Here is a 25,413-nt window from a genome sequence, read left to right as displayed (position 1 = left end):
CCCACTGATTATTAGTTGAACCAATCGGGCTTTTACCGGCATTTGATCTCCCACCTAACTTCCTCGCATTCGCCGGATTTCGAGGTGGGAGTCTTACTGCCAAGGTACCTCAGTCGAGATACCCTTTAATTTCACTTTATTGTACACCATACTGAATATAACTTGAATCATAGTATACCCATTGATTTGCCCCTAAGCAAAGCCATCCATCTTGCCTACTCCATACTCGATATGATTCACCATGATGTAACTGTCTTATAACATTCCCGTTTAATGATGGGGCGTCTCGTAGATTCACATTATCACCAGAAATAATTGCCACATAATGTTTATACTGAATATAACTAGGATCATTATATACCCATTGATTCGTCCCTAAGCAAAGCCATCCATCTTGTTCACCCCAAACTTCATATGATTCACCACGATTTAGCTGGCGAATCACACTAGATTGTAAAGTTGGCCCACTTCGCAAATTTACATTATCACCATTAATTACAGCAACTCCGTATACTGGGGTTGCATTATTAGGTAGAGAAACATTACCTCCACCACTTGCTCCATTTCCTTGTAAAGCTTCTAATGAAACAGCTGCTGATACATCACAATTTCCTACACCTGAAATTTGCCCAGAATCTGTGTACTGCCATGCTGTCCACTCTGTCCATCCACCAGCATCAGCAGGCGGTGTACTAGAATATCTGGAAATCCAAAGTGGAATGTCACTTAACCCGTTAATTCCAAATTCATTAATATACCAAACTCCTGTATATAACATTACATCTTTCCCTGTAGCTTGTTTCACATAATTAACGAAATTTCTTGCCCAATTCGATATAGTCGCACCCGTTAAACTACTATTGCTAGTATCCGTTGGCGATTCTAAATCTAAAACAGGAATTAAGTCCGTCTGATTACTCTGTAATATACTTACAAAATATTTCGCTTCTGAAATTGCATCATTTTGTTCTGGATGTGCAAAATGATATGCACCGATTAATACATTCGCATTTTTCGCAGCTTGTACATTTTGAACGAAAGTAGGGTCAATATAGTTCACACCTTCCGTTGCTTTTGCGTACGCCGCTGGAATGCCAGATGACTTCACAGCATTCCAATTAATGTTTCCTTCCCAATGAGACACATCGATAAACGTAATATTTGAACTGGATCTATTTTGCATATAAAAGCTCCTATCAAATTTTGTTATTCTATATACAATATGTACAACTCTAGTTAAAGGACACGACAAACCTCTCACATATTTTGAAAATTTTATTATATGCTTTTAATACTTGAGAGAATAGAAAAAAGACCTTGTAATTCTACAAGGCCTGTTGCAAACTCCCTTTATTTTGTAGTAAGTACATATTGTAGTAAAGTCCTTGTTCACTAAGTAGTTCTTGATGTGTTCCTCTTTCTATGATTTCCCCTTCATGCATAACAAATATTTGATCCGCATCTTGGATTGTAGACAATCTGTGTGCAATCGCTATCGTTGTTCTACCTTTTCGCATTTGCTGCAATGCCGTTTGGATAGCCTCCTCTGTTTCTGTATCAATATTTGCCGTCGCTTCATCTAACACTAATACTTTCGGATTAGTTGCTATCGTTCTAGCAAAAGCAATTAATTGCCTTTGACCACTAGAAAATGCAGCTCCTCTCTCGACAACTTCTGTATCATACTGCTCCGATAATTTTTCAATAAACGTATTCGCTTGCACAAATCGCGCTGCTTCTTCTATCTCTTCATCCGTTATCTCTTCATTATACATACGAATGTTTTGCTTTACATTTCCAGCAAATAAAAATGCATCTTGCAGCACAAGACCAATTTTCTTTCGAATTTCTTGTTCTTCAAACTTCTCTAAACCCACTCCGTCTATTACAATATTACCTGATCTAATATTGTAAAATCTCATTAATAAATTCATAATTGTACTCTTACCACTACCAGTGTGTCCGACAAAAGCAACCGTTTGCCCTGGTTTTACGTGAAAAGATACATTTTTTAAAACGTCACGCTTTCCATCATATGAAAAAGTAACATCTTTAAACTGAATTTCCCCGTTAACTACTCGTGGATTTTCACTCCCCATTTGAACAGGAGCTAAATCTTTATCATCCATTAAATGAAATACACGCGATGATGAAACGAGCGCTTGTTGGAAGAAAGATAGTTTCATCATCATCTCGTTTACCGGCTGGAAGAAGCGATGAATATAGTTAACGAAAGCATATAAAACCCCTACTTCAACAGGACTCTTTAAAGCGTCAATTCCAAATAAACCAAGAACTAACGCAATTGCTACAATATGAACAAGATCTGTCGCTGGACGTAAAAGTAATGCATCTAATTTCAATGTACGACGTCCAGCACTATAATGCTTATTGTTCACTTCTTCAAACTCTTTTCTCATCCGCTTTTCTTGCCGGAACACTTGAACAATATTCATCCCTTGAATGGACTCATTTAACTTTGCATTTAATACACTTAGTTGATTACGTACCTCTAAATAAAAAGCTGCACTTTTCCGACGATACAGTACCATAATCGCAAACATAATTGGAATTAATATGAGAGAAAATAGCGCTAATTTTACATCTAGTAAAAACATCGCTACTAAAATCCCCACTAAAAAGACTACATTTTTCACGAATGTTGATAGTACACTAACATAAAAATCCTTAATCGCTTCCGTATCATTCGTTATACGAGATACGAGCGTACCAATCGGCGTACGATCAAAGAAGCTTAATGATAACTTTTGAACATGTTCATACACTTCAACTCGCATATCTTGAACAATCTTAAAAGCGATATTTTGAAAGTACAATAAGTCTAAATACGTAAATAATACTTTTAATAAGTGAGCAATAATATACACTACAAATAGAGTAACAAGTGCTGATTGTTCAAAGTTACGTGGTACTAAGTGTTCATCAAGAAATTGTTTAATTAAAAAAGGACCCATCATTTCAGCTACAGTTGCACCAACTAGAAATAAAAAAGCTAACGCTAATAACCCTTTATATGGTCTCATATAAGAAAGCAATCTCCTTAAATCACTCTGCTTTTTCTCAGCCATCATACGCCTCCTTTCTCTACCAGTTCCTCTAACTGCTGGCTTTCATACATTTCTTTATACCAACCATTTTCGTTCATTAGTTGTTCATGTGTTCCTCGCTGCATAATCTTACCCTCATCAATAACAAGAATAAGATTTGCATGCTGAATCGCACTTAAACGATGCGCAGTAATAATCGTCGTTTTTTCTGCTCTTTCTCGTTTCAATGCAGTTAATATAGTTTCTTCTGTTTTCGCATCTACAGCTGATAAACAATCATCTAAAATTAAAATTTCAGCATTCGTTAATAACGCACGTGCAATTGAAATCCGCTGTTTTTGGCCTCCTGATAGCGAAACCCCTCTTTCTCCTACTACAGTTTCATATCCTTCCGAAAATTGAACAATATCATTATGAATACAAGCAATCTCAGCAGCCCTGCTAATTTCTTTATATGTAGCATCGGCCTTTCCAAAAGCAATGTTCTCCCCAATACTCGCTGAAAATAAAAAATGATCTTGCGGTACGTATGAAATTGCAGAGCGTACACCGTGAAGTGTTAAATCTCGAATATCCCGCTCACCAACTTTTAATTCACCATTAAAGTGGTCATACTCGCGAATTAAACATTTTAATAACGTCGTCTTCCCTGCACCCGTACGCCCTACAATTCCTAACGTTTCACCTTTTCTTAAGTTAAAGTAAATATCTTTTAAGTTTAATAGTTCATTCTTTTTATAAGAAAACGAATCAACAGCAAACGAAACATCACCACTTGCTATAGCATGTATAGCATTTTCCTTATTCACTACATCCGAAGTTTGTGAAAGTATTTTCTCCACACGATCATACGAAGCACGTCCACGCTCCATAATATTAAATAGCCATCCAAAAGCTAACATTGGCCATACAAGAGTCCCTAAGTATGTTGTAAATGTTACTAATTCTCCTACAGTTAATTCGCCCCGTACAACTAATAATGATCCGTAACAAATTGCGATTAAAAATGAAAATCCGACAATTAGAGCAATCGTTGGATCAAATAACGAGTCAATACGTGCGACTAACATATTTTTATGTACGACATCTTCCGATTTCTTCCGAAACGATTGTAGATCCTCTTTCTCTTGTCCAAGTGAGCGAATTACCTTCATCCCACTCATACTTTCTTGTACTTTATCATTGATTTCAGAAAACGATTGCTGTGCTTTATGAAATCTTCTATGCAATAAAGTTCCATAATAATTTGTAGAAATAGCTACAATTGGCATCGGAATTAAACTTAATAACGTTAACTTCCAGCTAATTGTAAACCCCATCGCTACGAGTACACATCCTCCAACAGCTAATGAATCAACGAGTGTTAACACACCTGACCCAGCAGTTTGCTGAATCGCCTGAATGTCATTTGTCGCATGCGCCATCAAATCGCCCGTACGACGTGATTGATAAAAAGATGGGCTCATCTTTGTAAAATGTTCATATAAATTCTTTCGCAGTTGACGAGCTAATTTTAAAGAAGATCCAAAAATCATAATACGCCATAAGTAACGTAATATATACATCATCATTCCTACAACTACTAATAAAATAACCCAGTTCAACAATTTTTCAGACGTTAATGTTCCATTATTAATTTCATCTACTACAATTCCTAGTACCCTTGGCGCTACAAGTTCAAGAAGCGCGACACCAAATAACATAATAATTCCAATTATGTACGCTCGTTTTTCTTGTTTAAAAAACCAAGCTAAATTTAAAAATACTTTCATATTTATCCTCCTCTCTTAAAATGAGCGATATTTTCAGTTTATCAAAAATGCAGAATTTTTAAAAGTTTTAAATACCTTTTATATCCAAAAGAAAAGGGCACTCGGTAAGAGTGCCCTTTTGCGCTTATTTTGTTTGTTGCTTGTTCATCGCGCTCATCATTTGATTGATTTTCTTTTGTGAAGGTTTTTGTCCCATTTGCATCATCATCATTTTTAACATTTGTTCGTTAATTGGTGGATTTTTTTGTAAGTAATTCATCATATATTTGCGGGCAATGAAAAATCCTAACGCCACGCCTGCTACTAGTGCTACTACGCCCACTAGAATACCTAACCACATTGGCATATCTTTTCCTCCTTCATGTTGTCTACCTTACAGTGTACTAAAACCTTTTCAATAAGACAAGATACTATTCGACATTTTTTACACATATGTTCGTACTTGTTTGAGAGGATTTAACCATCCGTACTTTTTATTTTCATAATCCATCGCTAAAAATGTTAACTCACACTTTCTAAGCACCTCAAAGAAAGTTGTTTCCATGGATACATTTCCAGAAGTATTCATTCGAATATATTGTGGTTTCACCATTATTTCGCCATATTCGGCTCCTGTATAGAGCGTATGAGTATGATGTGTTCTTTCATATTTGCCAAGAACATGCAAAGCTTGTTCTAATTTATGATGAAGTTTCATTACTTGTAACGGCATCGTAATATACGTCATTTGTTTATATAATACTTTCTTCTCCGAAAGGGACCCAGATTCTGAAAATCGAGCAAATAAATCAAAAAACAAATATTCACGACCAAAGTAAGCTTTCGCAATATCCTCTTGAATTAAATACAATTCATACGTTTTCATTTTTTCCCTCCCGATCTGGACAACCTTTTCCCTACATTATATAAGAGAAAATTTGCAATGATTGTCTGACTACGGAGAGAGAAAAAACTTTTCCTGTCGAAAAAACTCAATTACATAGAAAAATCTCCCCATGCTGGAGAGATTTTTCTAAAATCATTAAAGTATTTCTTTTACTTTACGAACAACGTTCTCTACAGTAAATCCATACTCTTCCATAATTTTCTCACCAGGAGCAGAAGCACCGAATGTGTCGATACCTAGTACATCTCCATCAAGACCTACGTAACGGTGCCATCCCATTGTAGCACCCATTTCAATTGCGAAACGTTTCGTTACTGCTTTTGGTAGTACAGATTCTTTGTACTCAGCAGTTTGAGCTTCAAAGCGATCCATAGATGGCATGCTAACAACAGCTGCATCAACGCCGTCTGCTGCTAAAGCTTTTTGCGCTTCGATTGCTAAGCTTACTTCAGATCCAGTTGCAAGTAGGATTACATCAGCCGTTTCTTTCTTGCTTGTAGAAACTACATATGCACCTTTTGCTACTTTTTCATAAGTATCGTCTTTTGCACCTTCTAATGTTGGAAGATCTTGACGAGTTAACACTAATGCAGTTGGTGTTTTTGTAGATTCTAAAGCTAATCTCCAAGCTGCAACAGATTCGTTACCGTCAGCTGGACGAATAACAGAAACGTTTGGCATTGCACGAAGTGCCGCTAATTGTTCAACCGGCTCATGCGTTGGACCATCTTCACCAACAGCGATACTATCATGTGTAAATACATACGTTACAGGCAATTGCATTAATGCTGCAAGGCGAATTGCTGGACGTAAGTAGTCAGAGAATACGAAGAACGTACCACCGTAAGTTTTTAAACCGCCATGTAGTGCAATACCGTTCATTGCTGCACCCATCGCAAACTCACGAACACCGTACCAAATGTTTTTACCGCTGTAATCAGCTCTTGTGAAGTCTTTTTCGTTATTCATGTATGTTTTGTTAGAACCAGCAAGGTCAGCTGATCCACCAAAGAATGATGGTACAGACTCTGCAATAGCATTAATTACAGCACCTGAAGAATTACGTGTTGCTGCTTTTGATCCTAATTCATAAGTTGGTAAACTTTGTTCCCAACCTTCTGGAAGAAGACCATTCATTGCTGTTTGCAGCTCGTTTGCTAATTCTGGATATGCTTGTGCATATTCACCAAGCATCGTGTTCCATGCAGCTTGTGCAGTCTCGCCAGCATCTTGTACCGTTTTACGGAAGTTGTCATATACTTCTTCTGCTACATGGAAATCTTGTTGAGCAGTCCAAGCATATGCTTCTTTCGTTAATTTTGTTTCGTCTACACCAAGCGGAGAACCGTGTGAAGCTGATTTTCCTGATTTGTTTGGAGAACCGAAACCAATTGTCGTTCTTACTTCAATTAGCGTTGGACGTTTTTCGTCAGCTTTCGCTTCTTCAATTGCTTTTGCAATTGCTTCAATATCATTTCCATCCTCAACACGGATAACTTGCCAGCCGTATGCTGTATAACGATCTTCTACACTTTCAGAGAATGAACGATTTAAATCGCCATCTAAAGAAATGTCATTAGAATCGTATAACACTACAAGACGACCTAATTGTAAATGAGCAGCTAATGAAGATGCTTCAGCAGAAACGCCTTCCATTAAATCGCCATCACCACAAATAGCGTATGTATGATGATCTACTACATTGTACGCATCACGGTTATACTTTGCTGCTAAATGTCTTTCAGCCATCGCCATACCAACAGCTGTTGCAATACCTTGTCCAAGTGGACCAGTTGTTGCGTCTACACCTGCTGTGTGACCATACTCAGGATGTCCTGGAGTTTTGCTTCCCCATTGACGGAAGTTCTTTAAATCATCCATTGTTAAGTCATAACCAGATAGATGAAGTAGGCTGTATAGTAACATTGAACCATGACCTGCAGATAATACGAAACGATCGCGGTTAAACCACGTTGGGTTATTTGGATTGTGTTTCATAAATTGAGTCCATACTGTATAAGCCATTGGTGCTGCACCCATTGGCATTCCTGGGTGACCAGAGTTTGCTTTTTCAATCGCATCAATGGATAATGTGCGAATCGTGTTGATAGAAAGTTGTTCGATTGAATGTGACATGCTATTCTTCCCTTCGCGTATGTTAGTAAACGTTTTATACATTTATATGATAGCTTCCCACGCAAAATTATACAACATGTATCGACAAATATGTTGATGTTTTTTTGATTTTTTATAAAAAAAACAGTGATTCAGGGAATGTATGGGCATTCAATATGACATACTTTTTAATTGTTTTTATTTTAAAAATAAAGATAATTATCTGTATATTTATACAAATATACTAATTTCTGATATATCTCCTTTTTGATAACCTTTAAAAATACAAAAAGCATCTGAATTAGATGCTTTTAAAATTCGTTAAACAATCCGTTTTCGAATCGAACTTGAAATAAAATCAATTATAATTACCATTAAAATGATGCCTAATAAAATAATTCCCACGCGGGACCAATTCCGTGAACTCAGTGCAAAAATTAATGGAGTACCAATACCACCTGCTCCAATAACACCTAAAATCGCAGCGGATCGTACATTAATTTCGAATCTGTATAACGTATACGATAGAAAATCCGGGAACACTTGTGGTAATACTGCATACCAAAGTATTTGAAACCGATTTGCACCTGTTGCGATTAACGCTTCCGTCGGTCCCTTGTCTATATTCTCAATTCCTTCCGAATATAGTTTCCCTAACATTCCGATAGAGTGTAATCCTAAAGCTAAAACTCCGGCGAAAGAGCCTGGACCGACAGCTTTTATAAATAAAAGGGCCATAACTAATTCAGGAAATGTACGAACAAAACTAAGTACAAATTTCCCAGTTACTGAAGTTAATTTTCCACTACTCATATTCGTTGCCGCCCAAAAAGCAAATGGAACAGATAAAAAGGCAGAAATAAATGTACCTAATATCGCAATTGCCAACGTATCAATTAAACCATGTAACAAATCTTCACCATCTGGTAAAGATACATAGGACCAATCTGGGTTCAGTACGCCTGTCATAATTGCTTTTGTAATTTCTCCCGCTGTATCCTTTATTCCCTCTAGCGGGACTCCTGAAAAGGCCCATACATATATAACTGTAAGTGCTATAAAAATAATCCAGCGATATACACTCGGTTTCTTCGGTTTCGGTACGATTATCGTCGTTTTACTCATTATAATTTCTCCCGCAACAATGTACTTACATAATCAATTAGCAATACAACAACAAGAGTATAAATAATAATAGAAGCAGTTTGTTGATATTGTAAAAATCCAAGTGTACGATCGTAATATAATCCAATACCACCCGCTCCTACTAAGCCTAGAACAGCTGCTGCACGCACATTCACCTCAAATGTATAAAGGACATAGGAGACAAAGTGCGCTTTTACTTGCGGAATTACCCCATAAACAATCCATTGCACCTTATTTGCTCCTACCGCTGTCATCGCTTCTAATGGACCTGGATCAATTGATTCAATTGACTCATACAACAATTTCGCCACGAGTCCAATCGAGAAAAAAGTAAGCGCCAAAATACCTGGAAGTGGTCCTATTCCAAAAATAGCTACGAAAATTGCCGCTAATAATAAATCTGGTATTGTCCGGATAAAATTTAAAATCAATCGAGCTGGACTGTACAAAAACGCGCTAGTAAACACATTACTTGCCGCAAATAGTGCAATTGGAATAGCTAAAATCGCTCCTAAAGTCGTCCCAATAATTGCCATGCGTATTGTATCTAACATTGCTGTTGTAATAACTTGAAAATAGCTCCAATCTGGCGGCACCATCTCTTTCAGCAAATCCATCATATTAGGAAAACCAACTACTAGTTTTGCAAATGATGCGTCGACCTGCACACTACTTCCCCACAAAAGTAAAATAACTAGAATAGCTGTTAACATATGTTTCAATTTACTCGGCGGCTTCGGTATCGATTTCGAATATATCGTCACGTCATTCATTTAGCTGCCACCTTTAATAATTCGCTTTTCTGAGCTACGTCCCCATAAATTTCAGCAAATTTTTCATCCGTTGCCTCTTCTACTGAACCATCAAAAACAATTTCACCTGCATGTAATCCAATAATGCGTGTAGCATATTGCCTAGCTAAATCAATAGAATGTAAGTTTACAATTGTCGTAATTCCAAAATCTTCATTGATTTTTTTCAAATCATCTAGCACTTGCTTTGTTGTCAACGGATCTAACGATGCAACAGGTTCATCTGCCAATATGATTTTCGCTTCTTGCGCCAACGCTCTAGCAATCGATACACGTTGCTGTTGTCCTCCTGATAATTCATCAGCCCTCGCATATGCTTTTTCTAAAATATTCACTCTTTTTAACGATTGAAATGCAAGCTCCAAATCCTCTTTTGGAAATAGCCCTAACGTTGTACGCAGTGTCGAATGATATCCAACACGTCCAGCTAATACATTCTTCAATACCGTTGACCGCTTTACAAGGTTAAAGCTTTGAAAAATCATACCAATATCTCGGCGCATACGTCGTAACCCTTTTCCTTTTGCAGCAGTAATAGACTCACCTTCTATTATGATTTCACCTTCCGTAATCTCATGAAGGCGATTTACCGATCTGAGAAGTGTAGACTTTCCAGCCCCGGATAACCCTACCATTACAACAAACTCACCTTTTTGAATTTTCAAGTTTATATTATTCAATCCTTTTGTACCATTCGGATACACTTTGGAGACATTTCGAAACTCTATCACACCTCTTACCTACCTTCTATGTATTCAAAACGGCAAACTAACTGAAACTACACCACTTCCAGTTAGCTGCCATTTTCATATGTATTATTGCGTTTTCACTTTCTTTCCGTATTCACGAACGATATCAAATTTACTATCATCAGATTTAACGTATCCTTCATGTGAGTATACTTCTTTAATGATTTTGTGCCCTTCCTCATTCTTTCCTATTTCAATGAAAGCATCCTGTAATTTCTTGCTCCACTCTGCATCTAAATCAGAACGTACAGAAATCGTATCGTTTGGAATTTTCTCCGTAAATTTCACTATTTTCGTTTGATCGAATATATTAGGATAATCTTTTTTTACAATATTACGAGCATCTTGGAATACAACAGCTGCATCTACATCACCATTTAAAAGAGCAATAAGTGACTGATCATGACCTTTTAATGTAACAGGTTTCACATCTTTCAACGGATCAATTCCCTCTTTTAACAATACAGCCGCAGGCCATACATACCCCGCTGACGATGTTACATCTTGATAACCAATTTTTTTACCTTTTAAATCTTTTACACTGTTAATATTAGAATCTTTCTTAACAACAAACTCAGATTTATAAAAGTCTACTAAATCTTTTGTAGGAGCGCCTGTCTCATCATCTACACCAAAACGTTGTGCCTGTAAAATTACATTTGCAGCCTTTTTCTCATGCGCTAACACATACGCTGTTGGAGGTAAAAAGCCTACATCTACTTGCTTAGATGCCATCGCTTCTACAATTGTATTGTAATTCGTTGAAATACTAACTTTTACCGGCATATTTAATTTATCACTTAATAGCTTTTCCAACGGTTTTGCCTTCGCCTCTAACGTATCTGCATTTTGAGAAGGAACAAATTGAACATTTAAAGTCTTCGGTACATAACCTTTTTTCGTATCTTCATTTTTACTTGCACTTGATTCCTTCGTTCCACAGCCACTTAATAATCCCGCTGCTAGTACAACTGTTGTACTCATTACAAAAACTTTTTTCAACATATTAATGCCTCCATTTTTGTTTTTATAAAATAACCTTCCGTAAACATGAAGAAATATATCACACATTTTCACGAATAATTCCCTATTTACAGAATCTTTACACATTCTATACATTCACATTAAATTTCCCTTCATATATTTGATATGCTTAATTAGTAGATAACAATAGAAAAGGTGAATGATATTGAATCAAAATCAAATTGTAACTTTAAACATCTTATTAACAAGCGATATACATGGTACTGTTTATCCAATTCACTACCAAGATAACTCCCAAGCAGACATTGGTTTAGCTAAGATTTCCACTCTTATAAAAAAAGAACGTTCTCAAAACACAAACGTTCTTTTAATTGATAACGGGGACTTCATTCAAGGAACACCATTTACTTATCATTACGCTACATACGAAAAAGATATGGAAAACCCAATGTCCTTATTAGCCAACTACTTAGAGTATGACATTGCAATTATCGGAAATCATGAATTTAATTATGGAATGGATATATTAAATAATGCTGTGGCCACTGCAAATTTCCCTTATCTATCAGCAAACATTTTAGATAAAAACAGAAAAGAACCTTATTTCGGGAAACCATATATAATAAAACATATTGAATCAAATATAAAAATTGCTATTTTAGGGGTGACAACGCATTACATCCCCCATTGGGAACAAGCACATCATATTAAAGATTTACAATTTGAAGATGCATTTGAAACAACAAAAAAATGGGTTTCTTACATCCGTAAACATGAGAAATCAGATTTACTAGTCGTAGCCTATCACGGGGGATTTGAACGCGATTTACAAACTGGGGTACCGACTGAAGTTTTAACAGGTGAAAACCAAGGATATGCAATGTGCCATGAAATTGAAGGCATAGATATTTTACTAACAGGCCACCAACACCGAGAAATCGCTCACACCGTGATGAATGGTGTAACAATTTTACAGACCGGATGCAATGGACACTCAGTTGGAAAAGTAACAGTAACATTCGAAAAAGCAGAACAAAAATGGGTGAAAAAAGAGAGTTATTCAGAGTTATTGCCCGTACAAGGAATTGCGGCAGACCAAGATGTTCTTTCCTTGGTTGCCGATTATGAAGAGAAAACACAAAATTGGCTTGATCAACCTATTGGACTAATCTATGGGGACATGCAAATTTCAGATGCTATGCAAACTCGTTTGCAAGACCATCCTTTTATTGAATTCATAAATAAAATACAGATGGATATAGCTAATGTTTCAATTTCTTGCACAAGTTTGTTCCATAATACATCTCCAGGTTTCCCGAAACATGTAACAATGCGTGACATCGTTTCTAATTATATTTATCCAAATACATTAAAAGTAATTAGAATAACCGGAGCGGATATAAAAGATGCTCTCGAACTCTCTGCTTCTTATTTCACATTAAAAGCAGATGGATCCATCATCGTAACCCCTACCTACATAGAACCAAAGCCGCAACACTATAATTACGATATGTGGGAAGGGATTTCGTACGTATTAAACATTTCAAAACCAATTGGCGAGAGAGTAGAATCTTTACAGTATAAAGGCGCTCCCCTTAATATAAATGAAGAATATGACGTTGTTATGAATAATTATCGCGCAAGTGGCGGAGGGAACTTCTTTATGTTTCAAAATAAGCTAGTAGTAAAAGACATACCAACAGATATGTCTGAACTTATCGCTAACTATATATTGAAGCACAAAAGGATAGAAGCAACAGTCAATCACAACTGGAAAGTTATTAAATAACGAATTTAACAAATAAAAAAAGATGGGCTATGCCCATCTTTTAATTTAATTTTGCATTATCTTGCTTTTTTAAAGCTTTTAATTTCGCCGGTGTAACATCCGTTCCTTCTTCGTTAACGACTTTAATTCCTTTTAATTCGTTTAACATATTTTGACGAAATCCTTTTAAATATTGTTCACGTAGCGATTGGCGCTCACGTTGTTCTTCTTCAGTTAAGCCTTCAGCTTTTGCTTTTTTCGCTAAGAAGTTAATGCGTTCAATGAGTTCTTGACTTGGCATCTCGAATCCCCCTTCTACTCAAAACTGATTATTATCATACAATAGTTAGTCCTCTTTATCAAGCAATTGCTTTGTATATTCTACATACCTTCGATGTACAGTTGCTTTTGAAACATCATGACCAAAACCACGAAGTGTTGCTGCAATTTCTTCAAAAGTTAATTCATTCCGGCGCAAACGTACAATTTCCTCAATTGGCACTTCTTTTTTCTCACGTCCTACGCTTAAATGACGATTTTTCAAATTATTCTCTGGACGAAATCCTTTCTCCACTGCTCTTTGCATACCACGTTTAATTTTTAAATTGTGGATCTTTCTTTGATACTCTTCAACGATCCCAATTATATTTAGCACCATCGAATCAGAATCTGAAAGCTGTAATTCACCACTATGCGTGTGCGTATAAACTTTTATCCCCTCTTTATGTAAACAATGCATTAATGCAATCTTCGCATTTCCTCTACCAAGACGCGTTTCATCTTGTATCAGTAGTACATCAACTTGTTCATCTCGAATTGTATCTAGCACTTCTAATATGCCATCACGTTCAATTGTATAACCGCTAGCCTGCTCCTCAATTACCTTTGTAACATCCATTTGATAGCGCTCAGCTAAATGCAATAATTCATCTTTTTGACGCAATAATGATGTTTCCTGCGCTTCTTTTGTTGTGCTCACACGTGCATAAATAATTGCATTCATTTTGAACCCTTCTTTCTCACTATATCTTCCTTATAGTGTATCATAAATTTGCCTTTCGTTCGAACTTATGTTTGTAGAATGTTTTTTCGCATGTTATACTTAATAATAAGAAAAATGAAAGAAAACGAGGTGTTAGAAAACATGGAAAAGTTAACGAAACGCCAGCAAGACATTCTCGACTTTATTAAGCTAAAAGTACAAGAAAAAGGATATCCACCTTCCGTACGTGAAATCGGTCAAGCAGTCGGCCTTGCTTCTAGTTCTACAGTGCACGGACATTTATCACGACTAGAAGAAAAAGGATATATTCGACGCGACCCAACAAAACCACGTGCAATTGAAATTTTAGGTGACAACCGCATAGAAACACAGTCAGTTATTCAAGTTCCAATCGTCGGAAAAGTTACTGCCGGTTTACCGATTACAGCAGTCGAAAGTGTAGAAGATCACTTCCCACTTCCAGCAAGTATCGTTGCTGGAGCAGATCAAGTGTTTATGTTACGCATTTCTGGAGATAGCATGATTGAAGCTGGTATCTTTGATGGTGATTTAGTTGTTGTTCGCCAACAACAGTCTGCAAACAACGGTGAAATTGTAGTTGCTTTAACAGAAGATAACGAAGCAACTGTTAAACGTTTCTATAAAGAAAAAGATTATTTCCGTCTACAACCGGAAAACTCTTCACTAGAACCTATCATTTTAAAACACGTGTCAGTTATCGGAAAAGTAATTGGCGTATATCGTGATTTACATTAAAAATAATAAAAAGAAGATAATTCCCTTATTTATATAGGTAATTATCTTCTTTTTATATTTTGATAGATTTCCGTTCATTCAAAAGAATACGTTTCATTAATTATTAACGCGTTTCAATAGTAACATCTCCAGCAGCGGTTTTACCGCTAATCTTTTTACTACCATTACCAATCGTTATATTTTTATTGTCCTCATTAAAAATTGTCACGTCTCCAGCAGCGGTTTGCCCAGTTATAACTGCATCTTGTGGTTTTTCCAATAAAGTAATATCTACATCTCCAGCAGTTGAACTTGCCTCTAAATCATATTTAGAATCATGATCAATAATATCTATATCCCCACTAGCCGTTTTTGCTGTTACTTTCCCTATTACTTTTTTAAAATTCACCTTACCAGCTTTTGTAGACCCCTCTACACTCTTTGCTGTTACATGTTTCAAATCCACTTCTCCGGCGAGTGTTTCAACACTTACGCGGTCACTTTTCACATTACTTATTTCTATTTGTCCAGCGGATGAATTTACTTTTATCTCTTGATAAGAACGTTCAGGTACTAATATAGTCAATCTAGGCGTTTGAAATCCAAAATTGTAAAATGAAAAATCAAATGAAACACCTTTTTCTATTTCCCCTATGACTTTTAACGTATCACCATCTTCAGCAATACGAATCTCCTGTTTACTTACGTCTCCTGTTTGCTTTACATAAAAAGAGGAATCAGGAGATTTTTGGACAACAATATCTCCAGCATCTAACTTAACTTCTACATTTTTTAGCGTTTCGTTTTTAATTACGTCCTCTTTATCTCCTTTTTCTGCAGTTTGTACTGCTTTTTCATATGTTTGTGAAATCCCTATTACTCCAATAATGATACAAGCGATAGCTACTAATAATATCTTTTTCATCATCTACTCCCCTTTTATCATTTTGAAGTTCCAGACTACATAGCGTACACATAATCTTTTAAACCACCTCGTACTATAATAAGCTACAATACATAACAACAAACCTACTCCAACAAACGTTATACTAACGAAAAGATCCAACCATATAAAAGTGCCCATAAATACTTTTACAATAACGAAAAATGGTGTCACTACACTAGCAATCCCACCGACCCAAAAAGAAAATATAAAACCGATAATTGCAACTAACGGGCCTAACACAATAATAAAATTAAACAAGCTAAGTCCAACCGCCGCCATGACAGCTCTTGTTATATTCGAAGTCGATGGATCCTTTTTCATCTCATCAAAGCGATACAAAGCAAGCAAGTCTTTCGCAATTACCTTTGGAGAGCCAAGTCCCTTTATTATTTCTGATTCAGTTTTCCCCTCTTCCATCCCAAACTGAAAGTGCTCTTCATAATCAAATAAAATATCTTGTCGCTCTTCTTCTGGTAACTTTCTAAGATGACTTGATAATTCTTTAAGAAACTGTTCTTTACTCATCCCATTCCACCCCTTCAATAATTTCTTGAACACCTTTAGCAAAATCACGCCACTCTGTTACTAATAACGTAAGTTGCATCTCTCCTTGCTCTGTTAGTTGATAATATTTACGGGGCGGTCCTTCCGTGGATTCTTTTAAATACGTTTGAAAATATCCCTCTTTCGTTAAACGACGTAATAACGGATATACAGAACCTTCCGATATTAAAAATTTATTAGAGATTTGCTGAACAAGTTCATAACCATAACAATCCTTACGTTTTACAAGTGCCAATACACACAGTTCTAACACACCTTTTTTAAACTGAACGTTCAAGGACAATCCCCCTTTCTCATTTTAGTACTGTTCAATACACGGTACCTGCTTTATCCATAATATACCACTCAGTACTATTTATTGCAAGGTACTAAATTATATTCATTTCCTGAATTTACAAAATACAAATATAAAAGCCCGAATAAGATCTGTTATAACTGACCATTATCCGGGCTATCATTCAACTCTAATTACAATAATACAAAATTTCATTCAATCTTTCTCCTCTATGAACCCACTTCCATTTGTGACCCTAATAAATTTCGAAACACACCTTTTCTCTCTTTAGCCAATTGATTAAATTCACCCTTTTGAACAATTTCACCTTTTCCTAAAACAATAACTTGATCTGCATTACGGATCGTAGATAACCGATGCGCAATAACAACAATAGTCATCGTTCCTTTCAATCTTTCTATTGCTGATTGGATCTTTACTTCATTTTCAGTATCTAATGCACTCGTAGCTTCATCTAATACTAAAATGGATGGTTGTCTTAAAATAGCTCGAGCTAGTACAAGTCGTTGACGTTCACCACCTGAAAGTCTCACTCCACGATCTCCAATGAGAGTATCAAGCCCTTTTGGAAGCATTCGTACAAATTCAGCTGCCGCCGCAAAATCTAATGCAGTCCAAATTTGTTCTTCACTCGCATTCGGCTCAATCATCAATAAATTTTCTCTTATGCTTGCATTAAATAAAAAAGGATCTTGTGGCACATAACTAATAGCCCGTCTCAATGACAATAAATTTTCACTTGTAAGAGGAGTTCCATCTATTAATACTTGACCTTTCTCTGGTTGAATCAATCCCATTAAAACATCGATTAATGTACTCTTCCCAGCTCCCGAATGTCCCACAATAGCCGTCATACTATTGATTGGTATTTTCACATTAATATTTTGAAGTGCATACAAATGCTCCTTCTTATTATACCGAAAATAAATATCCTTACATTCAATACCCTGTTCTATACAAATCGGCTTTATATGTTTTTGCTGATGTATATCCTGCATTTCAATCGCTTCAATACATTCCCCTTGTAATTCCCATAATGACTTAAAAGCAGGAATGCTTGCAGCAAGCTGTTCTAAATTTGACTGAATTGTCATAAATCGTGGCCATATCCTCGAAAAGATGAGTATGATTAATAGTAATTGGGCCGGTTGAGCTTTAAATATACTTACTGATAATAATATAAAAAATGCAATTAAAATAGCCATTGAAACTTTATAAAACAATTGAGAGTTCGATCTTATTCTCATATACTCCATTTGTTCGTTACTCATCTTTCCTGTTATAGATTGTAACCAATCTAAACGTGATGCTTCCAAAGTATTACTCTTTATATCTTTAATTCCATTAAAATGATCTGTTATACCAGAAAGATAGCCTTGTGCCAATTTTGAGGTCTTACCGCCTAGTATTCGTGCTTTTTTTATAAAAACACGAGAAGCTACCAAGAATAATAAGCCAAAGACCAAAACAAATATAGTTATTTGGGGTGATAATAAAAACGCAATCCCCACCTGTATGAATGTAAACAGAATAGCAGCTAACAATTGTAAAATTAAATTAACCCCATAACTTACGCGAGCTAATTCTGTAGTTAATATATTTATTAGATTTGTTTTCCTTTTCTCTAAAAAAAAACTCCACTTCGCTTTTAAAATCATACTATATGTTTCTATTCTTAATTCTCGTACAAAAGCTTGTTGCGTTCTCGTATCCCTTAGCGTTATGTTTCTTTGTAGTAGATTTTGACCTAACACTATTAGTATATATATACCTAAAATAGAAATTAAACTTGTTGTTTTAGGGAAATTCTGTAAAAACCTATAGACAGGTGCAATAAAAGCAGTCTCCTCACCTACATTGATTATTCCAGTCATACTTATCATAGGAATTAATAAAATAATACCTATCCCTTCAAGTAAACTTATTAAAACCATACCAAACAAATTCACATACAGAATTTTCCCTGCAGAAGAATATAATTTCTTCATAAAATATATAATATGATTCATCGATGTTCCCCCTATAACAAAGCAAGCTCCTTTGTTTTCCTCCAAAGACATAGAAACGGACGTAAAGGAAAATATAAAAAATGAAGAGATTTAGGTAACGGTAATGTTTTTGCATCAATTGGATAAGGATAAAGTTGGCTCAAAATAAATATAATTTTTTGCTGATTAGACATCAGTGAAAATAAATGTCTACTATGATAAGCAAGTACTTCTTCAGGAACAGGTTCAGAATGCAAGTTGATCATTTTCTTGAAATAAAACAGTGCTTCTTGTGCTAGCTGCTTCGAATGTTTTTTAGCTACTAATCCCGTCATTCTTTCATTTAGTCGTGTACCTAGCAATTGTGATGCCAAAATTAATGCTTGTCCTCCCAAATGAAGTATTTGGTATTTTCTCATTAATTTATGAATCTCATTCCAGTTAAGATCTTGATCGACAATTTTTTTTATGTCTACTAGCCAACGTAACCTGGACCAACCATGTCTGGCGCCATGAGATACAAGAAATAAAAATAAGTCTTCCTTTCCTAACATATATACCGAATTACTCGTAAGTGTACTTTTTCTCTTTCGCTTCCAAAGTTCTTCAAACCCAGGTTCCTTACCCGGTCCGGGATTTAACCTCCAATGAATTTCAAGTTTGATTCGCCTTGTTGGATGGAAAAATGTTATATGGTGATGCCTCCATTTCCAATCACTTAATATCGTTTGAATATAATCATCTTTCACATATCCTTGCTCTAAAAGTAGTTTTTCTACTTTTTCTAAATTTTGAATAGGAATGAGAACGTCCAAATCGCAGGATGTTCGCAAAGAAATATCTCCATATAAGTCCTGAGATAGTACAGGCCCTTTTAGAAACATCGTACGAATCTCATTTTCATTAAAAAGTTTATTTATTCGTTCCATTTCAGCACTTAAATAAAGCATTTGAAATGTATTATTTTTATATTTTCTATTTAAAGTTTGTACAACATGTAAAGGAATTCGTTCCTCATCTACCTGTTTAAGTTTTTGATAAATCACCGGATAAACACGATGATGCATAGCTTGCTCAAGAAAAACCTCCCAATCAATATCTGCAAACCATTCACTACTGTAAGTTTGCAATGTTTCGTCATCTTGTAACTTCAAAATTGTAAAAAGAAGTTTCAATTCCTTAGACATGAACTCTACATTAAGAGCAAAATCTTTCTCCATTTTATTCTCCTTTAATAGTGTCCTCACTTAGCCTCTTTGCAAATGATCCAACGACAGTAAACTTCTCCATTCCCTCTGATCCAGTAACATAAAAAGAACCGCTCCGTAACCATGCATGCGCAATTAATTCCCCATGACTATCCTTAGCAGTTCCTAAATAAAGTGTACTCTCAATATGACGTTTTTCGAGCATTTTCATCCCAGCTATAGCTTTAACAAGGCATTGACTTTCCCAAAAAGTATAACGGCTCATAACAGAAATAGCTTCGGACACCTTCTTTAGTGTATCCCAGTGTGGCTGAATGTGAGTAAATGATGTTTCGTTCATGTAATCCCCTAAAGAAGGTGCAACTTTAGAAAAGGTAATACTTTTTAGTACACGCGCCCACCCTAAAAAAATAAAAGCCTCTAAAAATAAAAGCTTTGTTTCCATGTTCAGTGATAAAAATACCCTTAACCTTTTCACAATATTCATTAATCCCTTCCTAACAGCTCTCTTGAAATTACGAATTTATCTATTAGATTGATCTTTTATTTGAATTAAACCTTCTTGAAATAAACACTCTAAAAAGGAAAGAACTTGCTCTTCACAATCTTTTCGTTCAATATCATAGTTAGATACTAACATAGTAACAAGCTGATTAATTATTATCGGCTTCTCAATAAGCTCCCATATTTCTCCGCCTATTTCTCCTAAGTTATAGTAATTTCCTTTTTGGACATTTAACATAACTTTTTCTCCATCCATATCGCTTACTATATTACCCTTACTTTGGACAACGTTATGTTCTAATGACATTTCTCTCGAGTGTACAACCATCAACCATACTCCCTTTCTGTATAGTATTTAAAATAACTTGCACTAGCTCATAAGCTGTAAATCTCGAATCCGGGCGTCTTAGTTGAAACATTTCCATTCCGCTTGCAATATCAGATGAAGTTTCAAAATGCCATTCCATCAATCCTAATTTAGAAATCAAAGAATTCCTAAAAGTATGTTGGTATAATTTACACAAGCGTGTGAGACCTTCAATACGGGTCATCTCAATATCTTCTCCCTGCGTTTTTACTAATTCAATAACACCAGCAAGAGGTAATGGATCGGGAAAAAATTGAGAATTAACAGGAACAGCATACTTCGTTTCCCTTTCGAACAAAGGGTTAAATTGCTCTTTTTCCATTCCAAACTCATCTAAACTTTCTTTCCATAATTTTTGTTGTGGGTAAGACGGATCAACTATCGGGGTATTCTTACATAAAAGAGACACAGCAACTATATCATCACTTAAAAGTTGATATCCTTTACTCAAAAAAGCCGAGGCTAAAGTTGATTTTCCAGCCCCTGAATCACCAATTAAAGCATATGCTTTCCCATCTATAGCAATTACACTTCCATGCAACGGAAGTACTTTGCGTTGCATCAAAAGTGCACCCATACAAGTCCCCAGAATATATAGTCGTATTTTATTTTCTTCCGCCCCTGGCATAGGTGAAAAAGTAATTTTCTCGCCCGCTTGGACAGAAAATATTGCAGTCTGAGGAACATGAAACATCACTACATCATCTTCCACTACAATTGTTTTTTGCTGTTCTTCGCTATATTTATCCCATCGTTCAGATAAATCCGTTATTTCAATTTGAACATCCGCCATTTCTTTCTTTTCATTCAGCTGAGACAATTCGGGTAATGGGATTTCACTTACTATTTTTAACCCGAAGGCTTTGTATAACACATTCTCCATAGAATTGATCATCCTATTCACCCCACATTGTCAATTTTTTGAAAGCTCTTATATAACAAAGTTATATAAGAGCTTTATTTTCCAGTGACTTAACTATACTTCACCGGATCATCTGGATCAGGTTGAATCGAGTCAGGATATTTATGTCCAGGCCCCGCCATAGTCATATTAATATTAAGTACTTCTAATACAGGTTGTTTCCATTCCTTTTTCATACGTATCACCTCCTTTCATATTGATTTTTTTATAAATCGATAGAAGATTAAGCTGCGCATTAAAACTCTAAAATCTAGATCAAATGCATACTCTGGTCGAGGTTCTTTACAGATTTTCGAGATAGCTTTCTTAATTACCTCTACATTTAGAAATTCAGAGATTATTGGATCTACACTAAGTTCTTCAACTTCCTCAATGAATTCATTCCAAAAAGGAGCCATACGGTAAACACCATCTGCACCTTGAACACCCCGAACCCGTTGATTTAATCGTACTTTATCAGGAAGTAAATTTTTTGTGGCTCTCCGGATAAGAGATCGATCTACACCATTTTGAACATACTGTTCTTCCGGGACTGACAAACAAAATTGAACAATCCGTAAGTCATTTGTAGGATCACGATCCCATAAAGCATAACGTAACGATAATTTCGTTTCATACGTTCCATTTATGCTCCAATAATATGTTTTTTCAAACTGTTCTCTTTTCATGTCATATGCATTTGAGATAGAGGTACCTGTTATATCAATATCCTGTTCTTTGAGTCTATCAAAAACATTCATTTTTTTTGCAAATTCCGGATTGATTATCCTAGGAAAAACATCTTGTTCCTCTGAAGAAAGTAACTGATGTAAAAATGGAAATGCCTTTCTTTTTACCACTTCAAAAACACGTGATTTTTTCACGCCTAGATTTCTACTATATAAATATAGTTCACGATAAAAACGCATCCAATGTAGCTTTTTTAACAACATTGCCTGATAATCTAAAATAGGCCCCCACGATACTGTCCAATTACCTCTTTGGCCACTAAGGAGTACCCCTATTCCATGCTGAGATGCTTTTTCATAAACTCCACTCAACCAAAAAGTATTCTCAAAAAATTTATATGGCATCTCCATTGTTTCCAGCCAATCATCAATTTCCGATAGTGGGCTTCTCTCCGGCAGTTCTAAATAATAATCCTGTATATTCCCTACATGCTTTACAGTTGATTGAATAAATGGTCTTTCGTCGGCTATCCTACCTTTGTGTGTCCAATCTACAAATCCTTCTACTGGTACATAGCTAAACGTATGTAATTTTTTATTTTCAGCACGTAAATCTTTTGCAGCAAAGCTAACGACAGAACCAGAGTCTAGCCCTCCGCTCAAATGAGCTCCTACTTTGTGATGTGTTCTTAAACGTGCCTTCACTGCACTTTGATACACATCTCGAAATGCCTCTTCATACTCTTCATTTGATTTTAAATTAAGCATTTTCCCAGTAGTTGGTGTATAGTATCGCGAAAAATTAACTTTGCCATTCTTTACCGAAATAGTGTGTGATGGAGGCACCTGTTCTATATATTTATAAACTGTTTGCTTTGAATCTACTGATTCGAAATTTACAGGTATAGCTAAAAATTCAGCAATCCACTGCTCATTCAATTTTTTCTCAACATATGGTAGAGAAAATAGTGGATTTATAATAGTGCAAAAAGCAAACTTTTCCTCACCACGGTAAAAATAAAGCGTCCGGCTTCCCGAAAAATCTCTGGCACCGAAAAGAATTTGTTTTTTCTCATCCCAAATCATAAAGGCAAAATCGCCTACCAAATATTTTGGAGCCGCTTCCCCCCATTTCTGATAAGAGAGTAAAATTAACTCGCTATCTGTCATGTTTTTTCTATCTGCATAATCCACTTGTAATTTTTCAAATAACTCATTACGATTATCAATAATAGCATCTGCTGTAATTGCCAGTTGCTTTTCATAATTATAAAAGGGTAATTGTTCACCAACAGATTCTGGTGTGATCCACTGTGCGTGACATCCCAGAAAGGCATTTTCTTTATGCCATATTTGAATATCATCAGCAGGGTACTTTTGTAAATAACTCATTAACTGTGTGCCATGCTGAATCGATATAGTTTCTTCATTAAAATGAATAATACCTGTTATAGCACTCATTTTCCCCACCCCTTATACAACAAGTTACCGCAAAGGTTCTTTTTTATTTAATACAACTTTTCCCCTTGACTTAATTCTTTTTAAAGAACTAAAATATACATTTTAACTCCCAATCAACCATACATCCTAATTCACCTATAAACCTAGGTATAGATACATTTAAATTATCATTATATTACTTTCACGTCAATATAATAATGGAAATATACACCAAATAAACAACGTTAAGGTTCATTATAATGAACCTTAATATGTACTTGTTTCTCTGTGAATTATCCCATGTTATATAATATTTATAATCGCCTGAACAACTCTCCACTGATCCTCATCCATCATATTGGACCCAGAAGGAAGACAAATCCCCTTTTCAAATAACCTTGCGGATACATCATTATCTTTCTGATGAGAATAATACTTACTTTCTTTAAAAAGTGACTGCATATGTAGTGGCTTCCACGTAGGACGTGCTTCAATATTCTCTTCTGCTAAAGTTGTCAATAATTTTCCAATAGAGATACCCGATTCCTTTTCATCAATCATCATAGTTGTAAGCCAACGATTCGAGCGAGTATTTTCTAATTCCGGCATAAAATAAAATCCAGGTATGTGAGATAATTCTTCATAATACCGATTAAATATACGCCTTCTCGCCCTCACTCTATCTTCTAACACTTCTAATTGCCCTCTCCCAACACCAGCTAAAATATTACTCATTCGATAATTATATCCTATCTCACTATGTTCATAATGTGGTGCTGGATCCTTTGCTTGCGTCGCTAAAAATTTCGCTTTCACTAATGCTTCCGTATCATCAGATACAAGCATTCCACCACCCGAAGTTGTAATAATTTTATTTCCGTTAAATGAATAAACCCCAAACCTCCCAAATGTACCGCTTGCTTTCCCTTTATATGTAGAACCTAGAGATTCTGCTGCATCCTCAATGATAGGAACATCATATTGATTACAAAGCGAAAGAATTTCATCTAATTTAGCACTCTGTCCATATAAATGAACAAGAATAACGGCCTTCGGTAATTTCCCCGCCTTATTAGCATCATATAATGCATGTTCTAGCGCTTGTGGTGACATATTCCATGTTTCCGATTCTGAGTCAACAAACACTGGTTCAGCACCTAAATAAACAATCGGATTCGCACTCGCTACAAAGGTGAAACTTGAACAAAACACTGTATCTCCCTCTTGAACATCTAATAACCGTAAAGCTAAATGAATGGCAGCCGTACCTGAACTAACTGCAGTCCCACCTTTAACTCCTACAAAAGATGCAAGTTCTCTTTCAAATTCATCTACATTTAGGCCAAGAGGGGCAATCCAGTTTGAGTCAAATGCATCTTGAATATATTTTTGTTCATTTCCGCCCATGTGCGGTGAAGAGAGATAGATTCGTTTTTTATGCTGAACTGTTTGCATGTAAACACACCCTTTATA

At 35.7% G+C, this 25,413-nt stretch carries 25 protein-coding genes; 2 read left to right on the top strand and 23 right to left on the bottom strand.

Features of this window, described 5'->3' with window-relative positions; all coding sequences use genetic code 11:
- Positions 1-136 precede the first annotated feature (136 nt).
- The 10 genes from MKX77_RS06665 to MKX77_RS06620 all read right to left on the bottom strand — a co-directional run bounded on the left by MKX77_RS06665 (position 137) and on the right by MKX77_RS06620 (position 11,553).
- Positions 137-1,183, bottom strand: a complete 1,047-nt coding sequence (locus MKX77_RS06665; protein WP_341306093.1) for a GH25 family lysozyme — start codon at positions 1,181-1,183, stop codon at positions 137-139.
- Between the two features lie 142 nt (positions 1,184-1,325).
- Positions 1,326-3,089 (bottom strand): ABC transporter ATP-binding protein, encoded by a 1,764-nt coding sequence (locus MKX77_RS06660; RefSeq protein ID WP_341306092.1) that lies wholly within the window; start codon positions 3,087-3,089, stop codon positions 1,326-1,328.
- Complete coding sequence (locus tag MKX77_RS06655) at positions 3,089-4,840, bottom strand: ABC transporter transmembrane domain-containing protein (protein ID WP_215553852.1); 1,752 nt, start codon at positions 4,838-4,840, stop codon at positions 3,089-3,091. The genes MKX77_RS06660 and MKX77_RS06655 overlap by 1 nt, the downstream gene beginning before the upstream one ends.
- Positions 4,841-4,964: 124 nt before the next feature.
- Positions 4,965-5,186, bottom strand: coding sequence for a YneF family protein (locus tag MKX77_RS06650; RefSeq protein ID WP_001132292.1), 222 nt, complete (start codon positions 5,184-5,186; stop codon positions 4,965-4,967).
- Between the two features lie 78 nt (positions 5,187-5,264).
- Positions 5,265-5,705 carry a sporulation inhibitor of replication protein SirA gene (sirA, locus tag MKX77_RS06645; RefSeq protein ID WP_002160871.1) on the bottom strand — a complete coding sequence of 147 codons (441 nt, stop codon included), beginning with the start codon at positions 5,703-5,705 and terminating at the stop codon, positions 5,265-5,267.
- Positions 5,706-5,861: 156 nt separating this feature from the next.
- Positions 5,862-7,862, bottom strand: coding sequence for a transketolase (gene tkt, locus MKX77_RS06640; protein ID WP_341306091.1), 2,001 nt, complete (start codon positions 7,860-7,862; stop codon positions 5,862-5,864).
- A 300-nt stretch (positions 7,863-8,162) separates the two neighbouring features.
- Positions 8,163-8,966, bottom strand: a complete 804-nt coding sequence (gene phnE, locus MKX77_RS06635) for a phosphonate ABC transporter, permease protein PhnE (protein ID WP_215553854.1) — start codon at positions 8,964-8,966, stop codon at positions 8,163-8,165.
- The gene (phnE, locus tag MKX77_RS06630; RefSeq protein ID WP_002160868.1) at positions 8,966-9,760 is read right to left on the bottom strand and encodes a phosphonate ABC transporter, permease protein PhnE; all 795 of its coding nucleotides are present in this window, start codon (positions 9,758-9,760) and stop codon (positions 8,966-8,968) included. The genes phnE (MKX77_RS06635) and phnE (MKX77_RS06630) overlap by 1 nt, the downstream gene beginning before the upstream one ends.
- A complete protein-coding gene (gene phnC / locus MKX77_RS06625) occupies positions 9,757-10,530 on the bottom strand; it encodes a phosphonate ABC transporter ATP-binding protein (protein WP_215553855.1) in 774 nt (257 codons plus the stop codon). The genes phnE (MKX77_RS06630) and phnC overlap by 4 nt, the downstream gene beginning before the upstream one ends.
- 84 nt (positions 10,531-10,614) lie before the next feature.
- On the bottom strand, positions 10,615-11,553 hold the full coding sequence (locus MKX77_RS06620; RefSeq protein WP_002146246.1) for a phosphate/phosphite/phosphonate ABC transporter substrate-binding protein: 939 nt from the start codon (positions 11,551-11,553) through the stop codon (positions 10,615-10,617).
- Between the two features lie 184 nt (positions 11,554-11,737).
- Here MKX77_RS06620 and MKX77_RS06615 point away from each other — a divergent pair, with 184 nt between their 5' ends.
- A complete protein-coding gene (locus MKX77_RS06615; RefSeq protein WP_341306090.1) occupies positions 11,738-13,321 on the top strand; it encodes a bifunctional metallophosphatase/5'-nucleotidase in 1,584 nt (527 codons plus the stop codon).
- 40 nt (positions 13,322-13,361) lie between these two features.
- Here the strand turns inward: MKX77_RS06615 and MKX77_RS06610 are convergent, their stop codons facing one another.
- Both MKX77_RS06610 and MKX77_RS06605 read right to left on the bottom strand, forming a co-directional pair.
- Entirely contained in the window at positions 13,362-13,601 is a 240-nt protein-coding gene (locus MKX77_RS06610) for a DUF896 domain-containing protein (RefSeq protein ID WP_002014431.1), read from the bottom strand.
- A gap of 45 nt (positions 13,602-13,646) precedes the next feature.
- Entirely contained in the window at positions 13,647-14,303 is a 657-nt protein-coding gene (locus MKX77_RS06605; RefSeq protein ID WP_215579314.1) for a YneB family resolvase-like protein, read from the bottom strand.
- A gap of 141 nt (positions 14,304-14,444) precedes the next feature.
- On the opposite strand from MKX77_RS06605, the gene lexA reads away from it, so the two are divergent.
- A complete protein-coding gene (lexA, locus tag MKX77_RS06600) occupies positions 14,445-15,059 on the top strand; it encodes a transcriptional repressor LexA (RefSeq protein ID WP_341306089.1) in 615 nt (204 codons plus the stop codon).
- 103 nt (positions 15,060-15,162) lie between these two features.
- Here the strand turns inward: lexA and MKX77_RS06595 are convergent, their stop codons facing one another.
- From MKX77_RS06595 to MKX77_RS06545, 11 genes are all read right to left on the bottom strand, one after another.
- Complete coding sequence (locus tag MKX77_RS06595) at positions 15,163-15,966, bottom strand: DUF4097 family beta strand repeat-containing protein (RefSeq protein WP_341306088.1); 804 nt, start codon at positions 15,964-15,966, stop codon at positions 15,163-15,165.
- Positions 15,967-16,509, bottom strand: coding sequence for a DUF1700 domain-containing protein (locus MKX77_RS06590; RefSeq protein ID WP_341306087.1), 543 nt, complete (start codon positions 16,507-16,509; stop codon positions 15,967-15,969).
- A complete protein-coding gene (locus MKX77_RS06585; RefSeq protein WP_002066545.1) occupies positions 16,502-16,825 on the bottom strand; it encodes a PadR family transcriptional regulator in 324 nt (107 codons plus the stop codon). The genes MKX77_RS06590 and MKX77_RS06585 overlap by 8 nt, the downstream gene beginning before the upstream one ends.
- Before the next feature lie 227 nt (positions 16,826-17,052).
- The gene (locus MKX77_RS06580; RefSeq protein WP_341306086.1) at positions 17,053-18,852 is read right to left on the bottom strand and encodes an ABC transporter ATP-binding protein; all 1,800 of its coding nucleotides are present in this window, start codon (positions 18,850-18,852) and stop codon (positions 17,053-17,055) included.
- An 11-nt stretch (positions 18,853-18,863) separates the two neighbouring features.
- Positions 18,864-20,051, bottom strand: coding sequence for a nucleotidyltransferase domain-containing protein (locus MKX77_RS06575; protein WP_341306085.1), 1,188 nt, complete (start codon positions 20,049-20,051; stop codon positions 18,864-18,866).
- Position 20,052: 1 nt separating this feature from the next.
- Positions 20,053-20,526: a lasso peptide biosynthesis B2 protein gene (locus tag MKX77_RS06570; protein ID WP_341306084.1), complete on the bottom strand. Its 474-nt coding sequence runs from the start codon at positions 20,524-20,526 to the stop codon at positions 20,053-20,055.
- Between the two features lie 36 nt (positions 20,527-20,562).
- Positions 20,563-20,871, bottom strand: coding sequence for a lasso peptide biosynthesis PqqD family chaperone (locus MKX77_RS06565; RefSeq protein ID WP_341306083.1), 309 nt, complete (start codon positions 20,869-20,871; stop codon positions 20,563-20,565).
- Positions 20,834-21,805, bottom strand: coding sequence for an aldolase (locus MKX77_RS06560; RefSeq protein WP_341306082.1), 972 nt, complete (start codon positions 21,803-21,805; stop codon positions 20,834-20,836). The genes MKX77_RS06565 and MKX77_RS06560 overlap by 38 nt, the downstream gene beginning before the upstream one ends.
- A 77-nt stretch (positions 21,806-21,882) precedes the next feature.
- Positions 21,883-22,008 (bottom strand): paeninodin family lasso peptide, encoded by a 126-nt coding sequence (locus MKX77_RS06555; RefSeq protein ID WP_002087908.1) that lies wholly within the window; start codon positions 22,006-22,008, stop codon positions 21,883-21,885.
- Between the two features lie 15 nt (positions 22,009-22,023).
- Complete coding sequence (locus MKX77_RS06550; protein ID WP_341306081.1) at positions 22,024-23,961, bottom strand: lasso peptide isopeptide bond-forming cyclase; 1,938 nt, start codon at positions 23,959-23,961, stop codon at positions 22,024-22,026.
- A gap of 282 nt (positions 23,962-24,243) precedes the next feature.
- The gene (locus MKX77_RS06545; RefSeq protein WP_341306080.1) at positions 24,244-25,395 is read right to left on the bottom strand and encodes an aminotransferase class I/II-fold pyridoxal phosphate-dependent enzyme; all 1,152 of its coding nucleotides are present in this window, start codon (positions 25,393-25,395) and stop codon (positions 24,244-24,246) included.
- Positions 25,396-25,413: the final 18 nt, after the last annotated feature.

Origin of the sequence: Bacillus sp. FSL R9-9410, from assembly GCF_038050385.1 — a bacterium.
Taxonomy (GTDB): Bacteria; Bacillota; Bacilli; order Bacillales; family Bacillaceae_G; genus Bacillus_A; species Bacillus_A cereus_U.
The sequence above is the reverse complement of the archived record's forward strand: the minus strand, read 5'-3'. Positions and strand labels throughout refer to the sequence as shown.

Coding starts and splice junctions, on each gene's coding strand:
- MKX77_RS06605 (WP_215579314.1), bottom strand. CDS start 14,303: ATGAATGCAATTATTTATGCACGTGTGAGCACAACAAAAGAAGCGCAG.
- MKX77_RS06595 (WP_341306088.1), bottom strand. CDS start 15,966: ATGATGAAAAAGATATTATTAGTAGCTATCGCTTGTATCATTATTGGA.
- MKX77_RS06655 (WP_215553852.1), bottom strand. CDS start 4,840: ATGAAAGTATTTTTAAATTTAGCTTGGTTTTTTAAACAAGAAAAACGA.
- MKX77_RS06580 (WP_341306086.1), bottom strand. CDS start 18,852: ATGAATCATATTATATATTTTATGAAGAAATTATATTCTTCTGCAGGG.
- MKX77_RS06590 (WP_341306087.1), bottom strand. CDS start 16,509: ATGAGTAAAGAACAGTTTCTTAAAGAATTATCAAGTCATCTTAGAAAG.
- MKX77_RS06570 (WP_341306084.1), bottom strand. CDS start 20,526: ATGAATATTGTGAAAAGGTTAAGGGTATTTTTATCACTGAACATGGAA.
- MKX77_RS06660 (WP_341306092.1), bottom strand. CDS start 3,089: ATGGCTGAGAAAAAGCAGAGTGATTTAAGGAGATTGCTTTCTTATATG.
- phnE (WP_002160868.1), bottom strand. CDS start 9,760: ATGAATGACGTGACGATATATTCGAAATCGATACCGAAGCCGCCGAGT.
- phnE (WP_215553854.1), bottom strand. CDS start 8,966: ATGAGTAAAACGACGATAATCGTACCGAAACCGAAGAAACCGAGTGTA.
- MKX77_RS06560 (WP_341306082.1), bottom strand. CDS start 21,805: ATGATCAATTCTATGGAGAATGTGTTATACAAAGCCTTCGGGTTAAAA.
- sirA (WP_002160871.1), bottom strand. CDS start 5,705: ATGAAAACGTATGAATTGTATTTAATTCAAGAGGATATTGCGAAAGCT.
- MKX77_RS06575 (WP_341306085.1), bottom strand. CDS start 20,051: ATGGAGAAAGATTTTGCTCTTAATGTAGAGTTCATGTCTAAGGAATTG.
- MKX77_RS06545 (WP_341306080.1), bottom strand. CDS start 25,395: ATGCAAACAGTTCAGCATAAAAAACGAATCTATCTCTCTTCACCGCAC.
- MKX77_RS06550 (WP_341306081.1), bottom strand. CDS start 23,961: ATGAGTGCTATAACAGGTATTATTCATTTTAATGAAGAAACTATATCG.
- MKX77_RS06565 (WP_341306083.1), bottom strand. CDS start 20,871: ATGGTTGTACACTCGAGAGAAATGTCATTAGAACATAACGTTGTCCAA.
- MKX77_RS06555 (WP_002087908.1), bottom strand. CDS start 22,008: ATGAAAAAGGAATGGAAACAACCTGTATTAGAAGTACTTAATATTAAT.
- tkt (WP_341306091.1), bottom strand. CDS start 7,862: ATGTCACATTCAATCGAACAACTTTCTATCAACACGATTCGCACATTA.
- MKX77_RS06610 (WP_002014431.1), bottom strand. CDS start 13,601: ATGCCAAGTCAAGAACTCATTGAACGCATTAACTTCTTAGCGAAAAAA.
- MKX77_RS06650 (WP_001132292.1), bottom strand. CDS start 5,186: ATGCCAATGTGGTTAGGTATTCTAGTGGGCGTAGTAGCACTAGTAGCA.
- MKX77_RS06620 (WP_002146246.1), bottom strand. CDS start 11,553: ATGTTGAAAAAAGTTTTTGTAATGAGTACAACAGTTGTACTAGCAGCG.
- lexA (WP_341306089.1), top strand. CDS start 14,445: ATGGAAAAGTTAACGAAACGCCAGCAAGACATTCTCGACTTTATTAAG.
- MKX77_RS06665 (WP_341306093.1), bottom strand. CDS start 1,183: ATGCAAAATAGATCCAGTTCAAATATTACGTTTATCGATGTGTCTCAT.